Origin of the sequence: Chitinophaga sp., from assembly GCF_036569185.1 — a bacterium.
Taxonomy (GTDB): Bacteria; Bacteroidota; Bacteroidia; order Chitinophagales; family Chitinophagaceae; genus Chitinophaga.
The window spans coordinates 1-16430 of the sequence record NZ_DATCRD010000135.1; the positions used below are offsets into that span (position 1 = coordinate 1).

General features: G+C 46.7%; 16 protein-coding genes. 6 read left to right on the forward strand and 10 right to left on the reverse strand.

Features of this window, described 5'->3' with window-relative positions; translation table 11 throughout:
• Nucleotides 1-67: 67 nt before the first annotated feature.
• The 3 genes from VIM72_RS09430 (at nucleotide 68) to chrA (ending at nucleotide 2814) form a co-directional block, all read left to right on the forward strand.
• Nucleotides 68-298, forward strand: coding sequence for a hypothetical protein (locus tag VIM72_RS09430; protein ID WP_332002584.1), 231 nt, complete (start codon nucleotides 68-70; stop codon nucleotides 296-298).
• Nucleotides 299-341: 43 nt separating this feature from the next.
• A complete protein-coding gene (locus VIM72_RS09435) occupies nucleotides 342-1298 on the forward strand; it encodes an isopenicillin N synthase family dioxygenase (RefSeq protein WP_332002585.1) in 957 nt (318 codons plus the stop codon).
• Between the two features lie 355 nt (nucleotides 1299-1653).
• Nucleotides 1654-2814, forward strand: coding sequence for a chromate efflux transporter (chrA, locus tag VIM72_RS09440; RefSeq protein ID WP_332002586.1), 1161 nt, complete (start codon nucleotides 1654-1656; stop codon nucleotides 2812-2814).
• Here chrA and VIM72_RS09445 read toward each other — a convergent pair.
• The 4 genes from VIM72_RS09445 to VIM72_RS09460 are packed head-to-tail and all read right to left on the reverse strand — an operon-like array spanning nucleotide 2809 to nucleotide 7966.
• Nucleotides 2809-4158: a sigma-54 dependent transcriptional regulator gene (locus VIM72_RS09445; RefSeq protein ID WP_332002587.1), complete on the reverse strand. Its 1350-nt coding sequence runs from the start codon at nucleotides 4156-4158 to the stop codon at nucleotides 2809-2811. The genes chrA and VIM72_RS09445 overlap by 6 nt on opposite strands.
• A gap of 16 nt (nucleotides 4159-4174) precedes the next feature.
• The gene (locus VIM72_RS09450; RefSeq protein WP_332002588.1) at nucleotides 4175-4639 is read right to left on the reverse strand and encodes a DUF4199 domain-containing protein; all 465 of its coding nucleotides are present in this window, start codon (nucleotides 4637-4639) and stop codon (nucleotides 4175-4177) included.
• 28 nt (nucleotides 4640-4667) lie between these two features.
• Nucleotides 4668-7184: a DNA ligase D gene (gene ligD / locus VIM72_RS09455; protein WP_332002589.1), complete on the reverse strand. Its 2517-nt coding sequence runs from the start codon at nucleotides 7182-7184 to the stop codon at nucleotides 4668-4670.
• Complete coding sequence (locus VIM72_RS09460) at nucleotides 7181-7966, reverse strand: Ku protein (RefSeq protein ID WP_332002590.1); 786 nt, start codon at nucleotides 7964-7966, stop codon at nucleotides 7181-7183. Before VIM72_RS09460 ends, ligD begins: the two co-directional genes overlap by 4 nt.
• Nucleotides 7967-8074: 108 nt before the next feature.
• Here VIM72_RS09460 and VIM72_RS09465 point away from each other — a divergent pair, with 108 nt between their 5' ends.
• A complete protein-coding gene (locus VIM72_RS09465; protein WP_332002591.1) occupies nucleotides 8075-8422 on the forward strand; it encodes a hypothetical protein in 348 nt (115 codons plus the stop codon).
• Between the two features lie 15 nt (nucleotides 8423-8437).
• Here the strand turns inward: VIM72_RS09465 and VIM72_RS09470 are convergent, their stop codons facing one another.
• From VIM72_RS09470 to VIM72_RS09485, 4 genes are all read right to left on the reverse strand, one after another.
• Complete coding sequence (locus tag VIM72_RS09470) at nucleotides 8438-9496, reverse strand: DNA topoisomerase IB (RefSeq protein WP_332002592.1); 1059 nt, start codon at nucleotides 9494-9496, stop codon at nucleotides 8438-8440.
• Nucleotides 9489-10355, reverse strand: coding sequence for an SDR family oxidoreductase (locus VIM72_RS09475; RefSeq protein ID WP_332002593.1), 867 nt, complete (start codon nucleotides 10353-10355; stop codon nucleotides 9489-9491). Before VIM72_RS09475 ends, VIM72_RS09470 begins: the two co-directional genes overlap by 8 nt.
• Nucleotides 10356-10433: 78 nt before the next feature.
• Nucleotides 10434-10988, reverse strand: a complete 555-nt coding sequence (locus VIM72_RS09480) for a ferritin-like domain-containing protein (protein WP_332002594.1) — start codon at nucleotides 10986-10988, stop codon at nucleotides 10434-10436.
• Between the two features lie 29 nt (nucleotides 10989-11017).
• Nucleotides 11018-11245 (reverse strand): hypothetical protein, encoded by a 228-nt coding sequence (locus tag VIM72_RS09485; RefSeq protein ID WP_332002595.1) that lies wholly within the window; start codon nucleotides 11243-11245, stop codon nucleotides 11018-11020.
• 300 nt (nucleotides 11246-11545) lie between these two features.
• On the opposite strand from VIM72_RS09485, the gene VIM72_RS09490 reads away from it, so the two are divergent.
• Complete coding sequence (locus VIM72_RS09490; protein WP_332002596.1) at nucleotides 11546-12985, forward strand: sensor histidine kinase; 1440 nt, start codon at nucleotides 11546-11548, stop codon at nucleotides 12983-12985.
• 66 nt (nucleotides 12986-13051) lie between these two features.
• Entirely contained in the window at nucleotides 13052-14494 is a 1443-nt protein-coding gene (locus VIM72_RS09495; protein WP_332002597.1) for a hybrid sensor histidine kinase/response regulator, read from the forward strand.
• Between the two features lie 51 nt (nucleotides 14495-14545).
• Here the strand turns inward: VIM72_RS09495 and VIM72_RS09500 are convergent, their stop codons facing one another.
• Both VIM72_RS09500 and VIM72_RS09505 read right to left on the reverse strand, forming a co-directional pair.
• The gene (locus VIM72_RS09500; protein WP_332002598.1) at nucleotides 14546-15982 is read right to left on the reverse strand and encodes a sigma-54 dependent transcriptional regulator; all 1437 of its coding nucleotides are present in this window, start codon (nucleotides 15980-15982) and stop codon (nucleotides 14546-14548) included.
• Nucleotides 15983-16054: 72 nt separating this feature from the next.
• Nucleotides 16055-16423 carry a response regulator gene (locus VIM72_RS09505; RefSeq protein ID WP_332002599.1) on the reverse strand — a complete coding sequence of 123 codons (369 nt, stop codon included), beginning with the start codon at nucleotides 16421-16423 and terminating at the stop codon, nucleotides 16055-16057.
• Nucleotides 16424-16430 lie beyond the last annotated feature (7 nt).

A 16430-nucleotide genomic window follows, 5' to 3' on the forward strand; every position in this document is an offset into this window, starting at 1 on the left:
TCCTGGGGCCCAACAACCGTATTGCCTGGTATGAAGGCATTGGCAACGACCCCCCACACCGCCACAGGTGCATTATACCAGCTATGCCAACCGCAACGGTATCCGGGATGTGATCATCCGGAAGAAAGCGGCCGTGTTCCAGGATTTCCATAAAAATGAACTGATGGTGCTTATCAAGGCCGATAAGGCATCCAACTATAAAAATGTAGTGGATATTATGGATGAAATGCTCATCAATAAAGTAGACCGCTACGCAGTGGTAGATATCACCGATAAAGAAGCCGGCTACTTCAAATGAGCTATTTTTCCCTACCTTTATCGCTCCAAAACAATATTCAAATATGGCAACTACCCACTCTATCCCCTCAGTGGACCTTGCAGACTTCACTTCCGGAGATGCAGGACGAAAAGCAGCCTTTGTGCAGCAGTTAGGTAAAGCTTATGAAGAAGTTGGTTTTGTAGCGGTAAAGAATCATGGGATTCCTGATGAACTGATTGCAGACCTCTACAAATACGTGCAGCAATTTTTCAAGCTGCCAGCCGATACCAAACACCGTTACGAAATTCCGGAACTGGCTGGTCAGCGTGGCTATACGTCTTTCGGAAAAGAACATGCCAAGGGCTATGAAGCGCCGGATCTGAAGGAGTTTTTCCAGTTTGGCCAAACCGTGGAAGACAATGACCCTATCGGCTCGGAATACCCTCCCAACGTACAGGTGGAAGAAGTGCCCGAGTTTACGCCTACCTTCTTTAAAGCATACCGCGGGTTTGAAAAATCCGGTAAATACCTGTTGCAGGCTATCGCGCTGTTCCTGGGGCTGGATGAAACCTATTTTGATGATAAAATCCATAACGGTAACTCTATCCTGAGAGCCATCCACTACCCGCCTATCACGCAGGAGCCTAAATCGGCCATCCGTGCGGAACAGCATGAAGATATCAACCTCATCACTTTGCTGGTAGGCGCCTCTGCCGACGGGTTGCAGATCCTGGATAAACAAAATAACTGGGTCCCTGTTACCTCCCTGCCGGAACAGATTGTAGTGAATGTGGGAGATATGTTACAGCGGTTAACCAATAACCGTTTAAAATCCACAACGCACAGGGTGGTGAACCCTCCCCGCGAAATGTGGAATACTTCCCGGTATTCGATCCCTTTTTTCCTGCATCCTAAATCCAATATGAAACTGGATTGCCTGGAAAGCTGCGTTACTGCAGACAATCCGCTGGCGTATGAGCCCATCACAGCCGGAGAATACCTGGATGAGCGCTTACGTGAAATAGGCTTAAAAAAATAAGGCTGAACATAGCAAAGTCCCGGTAAAATTTCTTTACCGGGACTTTATAAATATCCTGCGTATAAGCAAGTTTCTTCTTTAATGGTTCTTCCCTGGATATGGTTATACTTTTAGTTCCGAACATTTACATGTTGGTGGGAAATTAACCTGTCTGACAAACTGATACAACGGACAAAAGGCCATATTCGTTATAATAGACACCGATATTACAAGTATTGTGCCTTTATTATTTGGGGAACTATCAATATTGGCAACACCGTTGTATTTTGTCCGGATATTTGATTACCTTATAACCTGTCCAATCGGCATACTAACATAAACTGTGCTTCTACGTCATATACCTTTTCTTAAAGCTGTGCTATTACATAGCATCACCGCCTACGGAGGCCCGCAGGGCCACCTGGCTATGATGATGAAAACATTTGTACAGCAACGGAAAGACGTAACGGAACAGGAGCTGATGGAATATAATGCTTTCTGCCAGCTGCTTCCCGGCGCCTCTTCTTCCCAAACCCTTACCTTGATAGGCTATAAGCGCGGTGGGGCGATACTGGCCATTATTACCCTGCTGATATGGATCTCTCCTGCCTGTTTGATCATGGGTTCCCTGAGCTTCCTGTTACAGTATTTCGGCAAAAATGCGCTGCATACCGATATCTTCAAGTACGTACAGCCAATGGCGGTAGGCTTCCTGGCCTACGGCGGTATCCGGGCTTTCCGGATCAGCATTACCAGCATGGCTACTTTTGTTATCATGGCGGTATCCATGTTCACCGCCTTTTACCTGAAATCGCCCTGGACCTTCCCGGCGCTGATCATACTGGGAGGCATTGTTTCCAACTTCAGTAACAAACGTATTCCCGGCGTGGCGGAGAAGCCCCGTAAAATTCAATGGGGAAATATCTGGTTATTTGTGTCGCTGTTCATCCTGGCAGGATTCCTGTCGGAGGTAGCCCGGACGCATGAGTGGATTACCAGGCGACCGTTTAACCTCTTTGAAAACTTTTACCGTTTCGGCAGCCTGGTTTTCGGTGGCGGCGATATCCTCATTGCCATGATGCTGGAACAGTATGTAACCCGCGCCAAATCCCAATATCTCACGGCGGAGGAGCTGCTTACCGGGGCCGGTATTATGCGGGCCCTTCCCGGGCCTACATTTTCAATATCTGCCTATGTGGGTGGTATGGCCATGCGTAACCTGGGTATGGGTTACCAGTTCCTGGGTTGTATGATAGCTCCCATAGCCATTTTCCTGCCCAGCCTGTTGCTGGTATTGTTTTTTTTCCCGATCTGGAACAACCTGAAAAGATATGTGGTGATATACCGTGCGCTGGAAGGGATTAACGCAGTGGTAGTGGGAATCATGTGGGCAGCCACCTTTATTCTCTTCTTTGTAATACCGGTTAACTGGTATAACCTGCTGATCATGGCCAGTACGCTGGGATTGCTTTGCCTTACCAAGGTCCCCTCTCCTTTTATCGTACTGGCGTGCCTGTTACTGGGCTGGCTATTATGATGCGCTGATATTGTATTCCTTAATTTTATTGTAGAGGGTAGTGAGGCCAATGCCCATTAATTCCGCGGCCCGGGTTTTATTGCCTTTGGCATGGGCCAGTACGCGGATAATATGTGCTTTTTCCATATCCGCCAGTTTAAGGGAAGATGCTTCTTCCCCGGTGCCCTGCTGGAAATCGAACGGCAGCACGGGGGTATCCAGTATATCCGTGTCCGTTAGGATAGCGGCCCTTTCGATCACATTACGCAGCTCCCGGATATTTCCCTTCCAGCTGTGTTGCTGCAGGGCCTGCAGGAAAGCAGGCGTCATCCCGCTGATGCGTTTGTTCATTTTGGGAGCAATTTGTTGGAGGAACCAGCCGGCCAGCAGCGGTATATCTTTCCGGCGCTCATTCAGTGACGGCAGGGAAATCTGGAAGGCAGATAAGCGGTAATAGAGATCGGACCGGAAATGCCCTGCGGCTATTTCCTGCTCCAGTTGCCGGTTGGTGGCGGCAATAATACGTACATCTGTTTTGGTGGGCCTGGTTTCCCCTACTTTATAAAACTCCTGTGTTTCCAGCACACGGAGCATTTTGGCCTGCAGCTCTATGGCCATCTCCCCGATTTCATCCAGGAAGATGGTTCCCCCGCGGGCTTCTTCAAAAAAACCTTTTTTATCTTTTACAGCGCCGGTAAATGCACCGGCTACATGCCCGAACAGCTCACTTTCCAGGATCTCTTTACCAAAGGCGCTGCAGTTAACCGCTACAAACGGCTGTTGCCGGCGCTGGCTTCCCTGGTGGATGGCCTGTGCAAACACTTCCTTGCCGGCGCCGGTTTCACCCAGCAGCAACACCGTCATATCAGAGGGGGCTACTTTCTCTGCCAATGCAATAGCTGCCTGTATTTCAGGCGATTCGCCCAGGATGCTGCCGAAGTTATATTTGCCGCCTATTTTCTTTTCCAGGTCGCGGATGCGGAATTGCAGGCGGGCCTTGTCCATCGCCTTGCTCACCAATGGAAGAATACGGTTATTGTCGTCACCTTTGGTGATATAATCAAAAGCCCCGTTTTTAATGGCCTGCACCCCGTCTGCGATGTTGCCATATGCCGTAAGCACAATGGTTTCAATTTCGGGGTATTTAACGCGTACCTGGTGTACCAGTTCCACGCCATTACCATCCGGCAGTTTTACATCCGACAGGATCACCTGTACTTCTTCTTTTTCCAGGATCTTTAAAGCAGTCCTTACATTGCCGGCTTCATGAAGTGTATATCCTTCCAGTGCCAGCAGGCGGCTTAAAAGCTTGCGCAGCTGGTCTTCATCATCAATTATTAAAATATGGCCTTTAGACATAGCCATGCAAAGATAATAGTTCCTATGGCTTCCCCGACTTATCTGTTTTCTGGTTGGCTTTAAACACAAGGCCGCCGAGCAGGGCCGCCACTACTCCAACAAAAAGGTTTACAAACAGTACGTTTCCCAGGAAATAAATCCAGAAATTATCTTTAACGGTATCTTCCTCTACCAGCGTATGTGCAGGATTGCCGCCTACTACCAGGTGAAAGATCAGCAGGAAAACGGCATATATAATGGTTGCAATCAGCGTGGTACGCCATCCCATCGCAAAAGATGATGTTGCGGAGGTCTTGTCTTTATGTACCCGGTTATAATGAATAATAGAGATGAGCACGCCAAGAAACATGATAAGATTACCAAAATATCCCATCCACAAATTGCCATACAATTTTGTTACATAAAAGATCAGGGTAAAAACGATACAAATTGCTCCAAGAATAAAACCATAGGCTGGTAATGCTTTTGAAGATAAAGGCTTTTCCATAACATCAGTATTTAAATGAACAAAATGATCAGGCATGCGCACTGTTTTCTATTTCACGGATTACCTTGCGCAGATCATTTTTAACACTTTTAATATCGTGCCATAAGTCGCCGGCTTCGTTTAACCGTTCCAGTGAGTTGTGAATATTAAAATCGCTGATGCGTAGTTTTTCATTTACTTCTTTCCATAAAAGCGGCATAGACACGGTGGCGCCGGGTTTGGGGCGGGCAGAATAAGGAGCTGCCACAGTTTGCCCTTTGCTGTTCTGCAGGAAATCGATATATACTTTTTTATTCCTGGCGCTTTTTGCACGGGTCACACTGGTGCTTCGGGGCAACTCCTCATTTACATGACGTGCAATATATTCCGCAAACAGCCGGGTACTTTCATACGGGTATTTAGCTGCCACAGGCACATAAATATGCAAACCGGTAGAGCCGGAAGTTTTACAGAAAGAAGTGATATTGAAACTGTCCAGCATATCCTTGATATGCAGCGCGGTTTCTACCACGTACTTAAAATCAATATTTTCCGGATCCAGGTCCAGGATCATGAAATCAGGCTTATCCAGATTGTTTAATCTCGATAGCCAGGGGTTTATTTCTATGCAACCAAGGTTAACCATATAAGCCAGTGTAGCCTCGTTATTACAGAGCAGATAATCCACATCCTTCCCGGTAGAATCAGCGCGCAGCGGCACACTCTTTATCCATGCAGGGGTTTGTTCCAGGTTAAGATCTTTCTGGTAAAAAGCCGGTCCTTTGATGCCATTGGGAAAACGGTGCAGCGACTGGGGCCTGTCTTTCAGGTGGGGCAGCATGTACTTTGCCACCGACAGGTAGTAATCGATCAGTTGCCCCTTGGAGATCTGCTCATCCGGCCAATATAGCTTGATTTGATTGGTAAGCGATACCTTTTTTCCGTTGAGCGTAAGGGTGCGTTCTTTTTCAATAACGGTAGCCATAGTTATTTTTTTTGCTGTTTCAGGATGTACATCTCTGGCGGGCTTGTCGCTGCGGAGGCCAAGATAAACAGGTTGCCGCAGGTGCCCGTCGCCGGTCCATTCCTGGAACTTCACCTGGCATACCAACTCAGGCTTTACCCATGTAACCGGCATATTGGTACCTACTTTTTCCGTAAAAGGCGAGGTTTTGCTGATAAGGGGCTGCAGCCGGTTATATAACATGCCAATGGTGGCTTCATTTAATCCGCCTCCGCAATGACCTATATACCTCAGCTTTTTGTTTTCATACATGCCCAGCACCAGCGCTCCTATCTGTTTCCTGCTGCCGCGGGGCGCAGTATAGCCGCATATCAGGGCCTCCTGTTCATTTACGATCTTTATTTTCAGCCACCACATTCCCCGTTTTCCCTCTTCATATACACTGTCTGCTTTTTTGGCAATGATGCCTTCCCATCCCTGTTTCCGGGCTTTTTCGAAAAAGCTTTTCCCGTTCTTTAAAACATGCGGAGAAAAACGGACCGTTTTATCATTTAACTCAGTGATGATGTCTTTAAGCAGGCTTTTCCTTTTCAGCAAGCTCAGATGCTGCAGTTCGTTGCCATCGAGGTGAAGCAGGTCAAACACTGCGTATACCAGTTTTCCCTTCCCTGTAGTCCTGAAATTCTGCAGGGTTTGAAAGTGAGATCTGCCTTTATTATCCAGTACAATAATCTCTCCGTCGAGCACCACATTGTGCGAAATTTTCTCCACGGCAGCCACTACCGCAGGGTAGTGATTATTGAACGGTTTCTCATTGCGGGAATAGAGCGTAGCCTTATGGTTTTCCACGCTGGCAATAGCGCGGTAACCATCCCATTTGGTTTCAAAAAGCCAGCCGGCATCATCAAATGGTTCGCTCACCAGGGTAGTGAGCATGGGCTTATATATTTTCTTTATCCGATGAACACTGCGTGCAGCCTTCTTTTCCGGCTCAGTTCCCGTTACGGTTGCTGATTTTTTTTTTGCCACCTTCGCGGCAGCTTTATTCTTTTCACCTTGCGCTTTTATGCGTTCCGGCGTATAGTCCTCACTGTTATATTCGTCTACCGCATATCTGTCTTTGTGCTTGATCAGCAACCATGCATTTTCTTCTCTTCCTTTCATCTTCACCAACGCAAATTCCCCTTTCAATTTCTTCCCTTTCATCACTATCTTAAGATCGCCGGATTTCAGTTCCCGGAGGGCTTCTTTATCAAAATTTTTTCCATCGGGATTCATCAGTTCAAAAGTGCCTTTATCCCAGATGTATACCGTGCCTGCGCCATAGTTACCGGCGGGGATGGTACCTTCAAAATCTTTATAATCGTAAGGATGGTCTTCCACTTCCATAGCCAGCCGTTTGTCTGCCGGGTTCATGGAGGGCCCCTTTGGTATAGCCCAGCTTTTCAGCACCCCGTTTATCTCCAGCCTGAAATCGTAATGCAGCCGGGAGGCATGATGACGTTGTACTACAAAAATATGTTTCCCTTCCACCGGTTTACCTGTAAGGGGTTCAGTCGTTTCTTTGAAGTTCCGTTTCTTTTTATATTCCGACAGGCTCATGATGCACGTTTTTTAGTAGCGGGTTTACCACCCAGGCTGGCCTTCAGCTGATCAAAAAGGTTATCGCTTTTGGTATGCACCACGCGCATTTTCTTCACTACAGGTTTCTTGCCACCGGCTTTCGCTTTTATAATTTTGAGCAGTTCTGCTTTGTATTCATCTTTATACTGGCTGATATCAAATTCGGTGGTGTATTGCTTTACCAGCTCTATAGCCATATCCAGTTCTTTTTTTGCCAGTTTCACATGTGTGGGCAGGGTCAGATCAGTGGAAGGGCGGATCTCTTCTGCAAAGCGGAGCTGTTGCAGTAACAGGTAGTTTTCCCGTGGCCTTATCACTGCCAGGTGTTCCTGCGTACGCAATACAAAGCGGCTGATGCCGGCTTTACCGGTTTTTTCCAGTGTTTGCTGCAGTAATACGTATGCTTTTTCCCCGCCTTTGGCTGGCTCAATGAAATAAGGATTTTCGAAATAGATATCATCGATCTCTGTTTCTTCCACAAAAGATTCTATCTCGATGATCTTACTTTTCTTGGGACTGGCGGCTTCAAAATCCTCTTCTTCCAGTATAACATATTCATCTTTATACAAATAGCCTTTTACAATCTGTTCCCAGGGCACTTCTCTGCCTGTATTTTCATTAATACGCTGGTATTTGATATGCGCCCCGTTTTTACTGTCCAGCATGTCCAGGTCCAGGCGGCTATCCTGGGTGGCGCTGAATAATTTCACCGGGATATTTACCAACCCGAATCCTATGGATCCTGACCATATAGCTCTCATAATATGATAGTTTTGGTATTAAATAAAAGTTAACACAAATGGTACCATGATCTTAAAACACTGCGGCATAACTTTTGGTTTTCCGAACTTCAACTAAAACCTTTTTTTATGGAAAAGCCAGGCGAAATGACAACTTTAACAAGGGTATTGGAGAAGCTGCATGAAAAGGGATTTGATCATGAATTAAAGATGAGTGATCATGGAAGATTGCAGAATACGGAGGAGCAGAAGATCTATAACCCGGATGACCTGACTATCATTAAAACCTATCGTTTTGAAGGAGAGTCAGATCCTTCAGATTCCTCCGTTTTGTATGTAATGGAAGACCAGGATGGTAATAAGGGCTATGTGCTGGACGCTTACGGCGCTTACAGTTCTCATGAAGAGGCAGGGTTTGACGAGTTTATCAAGAAAATAAAGGTAGAAGACAGAGAAGAACAGCTGATATTCGGATAGCAACCGGGCCTGTGATCAGGCTTCCTCTAAAAATTGCAAAAGTACCTTTTCATCCGCATGTAACCCGCCACTGGCGGGTTTATTGCGTTTAGCCCTCAGTTGTTGCAGCCAGGGCTCCAGTGCTCCCGCTTCGTAAGCATTCAGTATCTGCGGATGGATATAATATTTTTTGCAGACGGCGCGGGTATTCCCCAGTTTGCCCGCCACACCGTCGATTATCGCTACAATATTCCGGCGGCATTCCGTTATGGACGCGTAGGGCGTCAGGTCTGCCAACAGGTTTAGCGCGTTTACAGTACCGGCCCAGGTGCGGAAGTCTTTACAGGTAAATTCATTTTCCTCGCAGCATTGTTTTATATAATCATTTACTTCGCCGGAATCGAGCGCTTTATGTTCACCGTTTTCATCATAATACTGGAATAACACCTGGCCGGGGATATCCTGTACTTTTTTGAGCAATCTGGCCAGGGCGGCGTCGCGGAGCTCTATTTTATGCTCCACGCCTTTCTTCCCGCGGAAGCGGAAAAAGGCTTTACTGCCATTGATCTTTACATGTTTATCCCGCAGGGTGGTGAGGCCATGGGAGCCATAGAGTTTTTCATAAGAGGCGTTGCCTACCCTGATGAGTGTTTCCTCCATTACGGATAAGGCAATGGCGATCACTTTGTTTTTGTCCAGCGAGGTGCGTTTTAAATCTTCGTGTATACGTTTCCGTATGTCCGGCAATTTTTCACCAAACTGCCGGAGGCGGTAATATTTGGTTTCATTGCGGGCTTTGCCCCAATCGGTATGATAACGGTATTGTTTACGTCCTTTCGCATCGGTGCCGGTGGCCTGCAGGTGGCCGTTTGCCCAGGTGCAGATCCATACATTTTCCCATGCCGGGGGCAGCACCAGGCTGCGGATGCGATGCAGTACTTCCTCGTCTTTCACCTGTTTCCCGCCGGGGTCCAGGTAAATGAAATCCTTTCCTTTGCGGATGCGGGTATAGCCCGGCGAGTTCCCTTTCACATACCGCAGCTTTACAGACCGGGCTACGGCTACGGGATCAGTTATCTGGTCTATGTTAACCATTTACGATCTCCCCTCCATTGGGATGCAGGATCTGACCGGTAATATAACTGGCATCATCGCTGGCCAGGAATACATAGCAGGGGGCCACCTCCACCGGTTGACCGGTGCGTTTCATCGGCACGTCTGTACCAAACTTTGCCACTTCTTCCGCGGTGAAGGTAGCGGGGATGAGCGGGGTCCAGATGGGGCCCGGCGCCACCCCGTTTACGCGGATACCTTTTTCCGACAGGGAGGCCGACAAAGACCTTACAAAAGAAACGATAGCGCCTTTGGTGGAACTGTAATCTATCAGGTGGCTGCTACCGCGGTAGGCGGTTACAGAGGTAGTGCAAATAATACTGCTGCCTTTGGGCAAATACGGGAGGGCCGCTTTGGTAAGATAAAAATGCGGGTAAATATTTGTCTCAAAAGTTTTGTGCAGCTGGCTGGCGCTTATATCTTCGATACCTTTCTGCGGATATTGAACCGCTGCATTATTTACCAGTATATCTATCTTCTTAAACTTCTTAATCACCTGCTTTATGATATCATTACAATGCTTTTCGTTGCTGATATCACCGGCAATAAGCATACATTCCCTGCCCGCCAGGGTAATGTGCTCACAGGTGGTTTGCGCGTCTGTATGCTCGTTAAAATAGGCAATGGCCACATCTGCGCCTTCTTTGGCAAAAGCAACCGCTACCGCGCGGCCTATGCCGCTATCGCCACCGGTGATAAGCGCCACTTTATTGTGCAGTTTGCCTTTCTTCGGGCTGTTCTTCTTAAACACTGGCGCCGGGTCCATTGCCGCTTCGATGCCGGGTTGTACAGCCTGTTCACGTGCGGGTCTTACCGGCTTTTTGGGATTCGTTTTTTGCATATTACCGGGTTAAAAAAAGTCCCTGCATATAACAGGGACCTTGCAGTTTCCATTAACAATTATACAAACTCCGTTAACCTACTCAGCTGCAGCTTCCTCGTTTACAGTAGATTCAGCTACCTCTGTGAGTAAGCTGTCAGCATTCTTTTCTTCTTTCAATGTTTGCTCCAGCAGTTTAGCCACCTGGGAATGTCCCATTACATTGGCAAGTGTACGTAAACTGCCGTATGCAGATATTTCGTAGTGCTCAATTTTCTGGGAGGCGATGATGATACCGGCATCTCTTACGGCGGTATCTTCGTCGGTATCAGCTACTACTTCCTGTCCTTCGGCGATCAGTCCTTCCATAGCTTCACATTTCTTTGCCTGGGGCTTCTTGCCGAGTAATTCAAACACCTGTTCCAGCCTGGCTACATGTTCTTTTGTTTCTTCCAGGTGGTTTCCTATACAGGTGCTCAACTCTTCTGAGGTAGCGGCTTTCTGCATTTTAGGCAGTGCTTTTACCAGGTTTTTCTCTGCCCAGTAGATGTCTTTTAATTCGTCCATAAACAGTTCATGGAATTTTGAGTCCGGCATTTTTTCACTGCCTGCTTTTCTGGCGGCGCCATTACTGGCTGATTTAGTGGTAGGCATTGTAACAGATTTTTTAGATGAAAGAATGGTTAATGTTTATCAGGCGATTGTTTTTTAAAGGCTTGTTCCTGTTCCCCGATAGCCTGCGGGTTGGCAGGTGTGTGAGGTGTATCCCTCTCCGGTATTTCGGGGGGAATAGGCTCAATTTCCGGCTTGTCGGGCGGCGGCTGAACAGGCGTTGGGTTTTCCTTTCCCGGTTGTTGTTTATCCGGTGTTGGATCCGGGATGGGCTGTTTATTTCTATCCGGGTTATTCATAACTCTTCGTTTTACTGGTTAAGAATTACTGTTGGTTATCCAAAGTTCATTCCACTACCGGGGAACGCGGTTTTTACTAAAAAAAGATCATCTTCAAATCCGCTACTACAGCGAATTACAGGACCACTCCGTCTCTGCGGTAATGATAAGGCAGCTGTGTTCGCAGGGCTTGTAGAATTTACCGGCATTCTGTGGAATATGTTGCTCAGAAAGGCGTTCGCGGAAAAAGGCACTTTTTAGTATTGAAATTCACACATAAATAGTAACTTGAAATGCTTTCTCAATATCTTATACTTACAGATGCATTTTTCGGTACACAAAAAGATACGTCTTGGTTTTTTTATTGCATTTACGGTCATCGTGGTGGCCTCCGTATTTTCCTACCTGGTGGCCAAGAACCTGCTGGATAATGCCGGCAGACTGAATCATGCCATTGAAGTATCCAAGCGGCTGGAAGTGATCACCCGGCAGCTAAAGGAGGCCGAGGCTGCCATCAGGGGTTATACGCTTACGAAAGACAGCTCCTTTCTTGATCCCAGCATGCAGGAACGCAGTAACCGGATTGAAAGGGAATATCTCCTGCTCCGGAAAATCACATCAGACAACCCGGCGCAGCAAAAGCACCTGGATACGCTCCGCCGGTTATTGGCTATAAAGTACCAGCAGCTCCAGATGGGCGGAGAAAACCTGACGCAGGTAAAACAGCTTTCAAAAGTGAAGGAAGGGGAAAAATCAATGGATCTTATAGATAATAAGGTGCGTGAGATGACCCGGATTGAAGAAAGCCTGGTACAGGAAAAATCGGAACTGTTTCATTTCTTTGCCGTGATGTGGGTGCCCATGATCTTCATCTCATCGCTGGTGGCCATCCTGATAGGTATTTACTCCTATATCACGCTAACCCGGGAATTTAAACTCCAGCTGCATATTGAAAGCAGGATGAAATCCTACCAGCGCGACCTGCAGCAGAATATTTCCCTGCTGAACAAGACCAACCAGGAGCTGGAGCAATTCGCCTATGTAGCTTCGCACGATCTGCAGGAACCATTACGTAAGATATCCACTTTCAGCGACCGGCTGCAGATAAAGTATAAAGAACAGCTGCCCCCTGACGCCATTCAGCTGATAGACCGTATGGTATCTGCCGTTTCGCGGATGCGGGTACTGATCAATGATTTGCTTGTTTTTTCCAGGGCGGGCCGTATTACCCCGGAAAGCATCACTCCTGTAGATATGAACAAGCTGCTACAGGAAGTGATCAGCGACCTGGAGGTAACCCTGGAGGAGAAGAATGTGCAGGTTAAATATGACCCTCTGCCTGTAATTGAAGGCAGCGATACCTCTTTCCACCAGTTATTCCAGAACCTGCTGGCCAATTCCATTAAATTTGCCAGCCCCGACAGGCGCCTGGAGATCAACATCCATCACGAGCTGCTGCCGGGAAAGGAATTGGGCATTGTAAAGGAAAGCCGCTGGAACGACAGCTATTGCCGTATCAGCATTAACGACAATGGTATTGGTTTTGAGCAGGCTTATGCCGACCGGATATTTCTTATTTTCCAGCGCTTACATGGTATCAGCGAATATTCAGGCACAGGCATCGGGCTGGCAATCTGCAAAAAAATTGTGGACAGTCATAACGGTTTTATACAAGCCTATGGCGAACCCGGAAAGGGCGCCAGCTTTGTTGTTATTTTGCCGTTAAAACACAGAACCAGGAATGATGAACCTGCTGATTAATAAAGGTTAGCACCGTTATTGCTGTAATTTTTTGTCTTTAATTGCCAAATTCTCTAATCTCTTACGATGAGCGAGCGCCCGATACACATTTTGATGATAGACGATGATGAAGATGACTTCTTTCTCGTAACGGAACTGCTGCATGATATTTCACCGGGGCAATATTTGCTGGAATGGGCATCCACTTACCAGAAAGGACTGGCGGCTATAGAAGAAAGCACGCACGATGTGCTCCTTGTTGATTACCGGCTGGGACCCAATACCGGTATAGATATTCTTCGCAGGCTAAACGAAATGCCTCATCAGCCGCCTGTTATTATGCTTACCGGTAAAGGGGATTATAATATTGACCGGGAAGCCATGCAGGCAGGCGCGTATGATTACCTGGTGAAAGGTGAAATGACAGCCGATCTGCTGGAAAGATCCATCCGCTATGCCCTCGATGAATTTAATCATCGCAGGTCTATTGAAGAAAGTGAAAAAAAATACTACGGCATCTTTGAAAAAGCGCACGACCTGATAGTACTGGCCGATTGCGACCGGAATATCATTGACGCCAATCCCGCGGCATTAAGAACTCTTCGTTATAACAGGGAAGAGATACTGAAACTGCACCTGCGCGATCTTTTTATCTCCAGGGAGCAAAGTGAAAATTTCCTGGATAACATCTGCAATAATGGTAATGCCAATTCACAGGAATATGATTTCAGAACTGCAGACAATAAAAAGCTGGTAGTACTGATCAATGCAGTCATGCTGGATGAAGCCGCCCAGATATTTCTTTGCGTGATCCAGGACATTACCGATAAAAAGAGGGAAGAACAGGAGAAACAACACCAGGAAAAATTTGTGATCACCGGTCGTATTGCCCGGGTGATTGCTCATGAGGTGCGAAATCCACTGACCAATATCCTGCTGGCGGTAAGCCAGTTTAAGGAAGAAGAGGCAGTAGTGGCTAACGATGATACGCTGATGTATACTGATATCATTGAACGCAATTGTACCCGTATTAACCAGCTGATCACGGAACTGCTGCATAGCACCCGCATGATTGAGCTGCATGTGGAACCGCAGGGAATCAATGCGCTGATAGAAAAAGCACTGCAGCTATCCAGCGACCGGCTGCAATTAAATGAAATGCGCGTAGAAAGAAACCTGGTAAATCCGGATGTAATGATCAATGCAGATGAAGAAAAAGTAGTTATTGCTTTCCTGAATATTATTATCAATGCCATTGAGGCAATGGTACCAGGAAAAGGAGTGCTTACCATCACTACCACGCTTAGCCACGACAAGGTGAAACTGATGATCCGTGATAACGGCTCCGGTATTGCAGAAGATAAGCTGGCGCGTTTATTTGATCCCTTCTATACCAGTAAGGCGAAGGGAACCGGGCTTGGGCTTACCAGCACACAAAATATTCTGTTGAATCACAAAGGAACCATACATGTAGACAGTGAGCAGGGAAAGGGGTCGGTATTTACAATAGCTATCCCGGTACTGGGATAAATTTATTTCCCGGCAAACAGGCGTTTGCCGGGAAATAAAAGAAAATTATGATCAGTAATTTATATTCAGCAACCGCAATTTATTATACAGGGTTTTTCGATCTATATTCAATACCTGTGCTGCTTTTGTTTTATTATACTTCACTTCTTTCAGCACATTTATAATTTTATTGTACTCTGCCTGCAGCGCTACTGTTTTAAGGTCGTTATCGTTGGAGATAAGCGCCAGTTCACCGGATACATGCACTTCTTCCGGCACCTGGTTAAATGATTCCTTCATTTCCAGGGGTAACGCCGACATGGTAATATCTTCCATCTCCGGTGTAAGCAGGCAGGCTCTCCGGATCACGTTTTTCAATTCCCGGATATTGCCGGGCCAGTTGTATTGCTGGAAGCAATCCCATACTTCAGAAGAAATTTTACCGCATGATTTATCCAGTTCCCTTTCCACCTGGTTTACAAAGGCGGTGGTGAACAATGGAAGATCTTCGCGGCGCTCCCTCAAAGGCGGAATATAAATAGTGAATTCATTCAGGCGGTGGAAGAGATCTTCCCTGAATTTGCCCCGCTGTACTGATTCAGAGAGTTTTTCATTAGAGGCAACAATGATGCGCACATCGATGGGCACTTCCTTTAAGCTACCCACCCTGCGGATCACTTTTTCCTGGAGCACGCGCAGCAGGGCTACCTGTATATCGTATGATAAATTAGAGATTTCATCCAGGAAAAGGGTACCGCCCTGTGCCTGTTCAAAGGCGCCTATCTTGGTATTGATAGCGCCGGTAAAAGAGCCTTTTTCATGACCAAATAATTCACTGGCCGCCAGCTCTTTGGAGAGGCTGCCGCAATCCAGCGCCACAAATGGTTGCTGGCTTCTTTTGCTGTGATGGTGGATAAGATGCGCCACTGATTCCTTACCCGTACCGGTTTCCCCAAAAATGATGACACTGTAATCGGTAGGCGCCACCAGTTTGATCTGTCTTATCAGTTCTTTTGCACCTTCACTTTCGCCATAAACATATTTATTGTTCTTGTCGTCCTGATTACGTGACAGTAATGTTTCCCGTACTTCTTCAGGCTCGCTGCCAGACTCCACTGGCCGGGAGGCGCGTCTTTCCTGTTCCGATTCTTTATGAGCAAAAGCTTTGTGTACAAGGTTCAGGATCTCATCAGGGTATAAGGGTTTGGAGAGATAATCGTATGCACCGTTTTTCACCATTTCCACCGCTACTCTTACATCTGTATAACCGGTAATAATGATAACTATGATAGCAGGATTGATCTGGTGGATATCCTGCAGCAATTGTGCGCCGTCAGTGTCTTTCAGCCTGTAGTCGCACAATACAAGGTCATAGGTTTTTTCCTTTAGCATTTTGAGTGCAGCGCCGCCTGTCATGGTGGTATCTACATCAAAACCATGTTTCCCGAGAAATTTACTCAGCAATGTACAGATGTTAATTTCGTCGTCTATTATTAGAATATTTTTCATACTTCTTTAATATAGTGGTAATTGGCAACAGAATAGCTGGTTTAAAATTACTGATTATAACTAAAGTCGCTCTCAGCTTTTTATTTTGATACTGTCGATCAGCTCATCTACATTTTTCAGGCTGAAAGGTTTGGCCAGGAAAAACGCGGCGCCGGCCTTGAGGGCGGTTTGCTTCTCCATGGCATTGTCATAAGCGCTGATCGTGATTACGGGAAGCGTAGGACAACGTTCCTTGATCACCGGCAATGCTTCCAGGCCCGATCCGTCGGGCAGGTGGATATCCAGGAACAGGAGGTCGGGCTGGTGTTTGAAAATGGACCTCATTCCCTCCCCCAGTTCATGTACGTATTTCACATTATATCCATGACGTACCAGCGTTAATTGCAATAATCTGCATATATCCGGTTCATCATCTATGATCAATATACTGGGATACTTCATATTATTG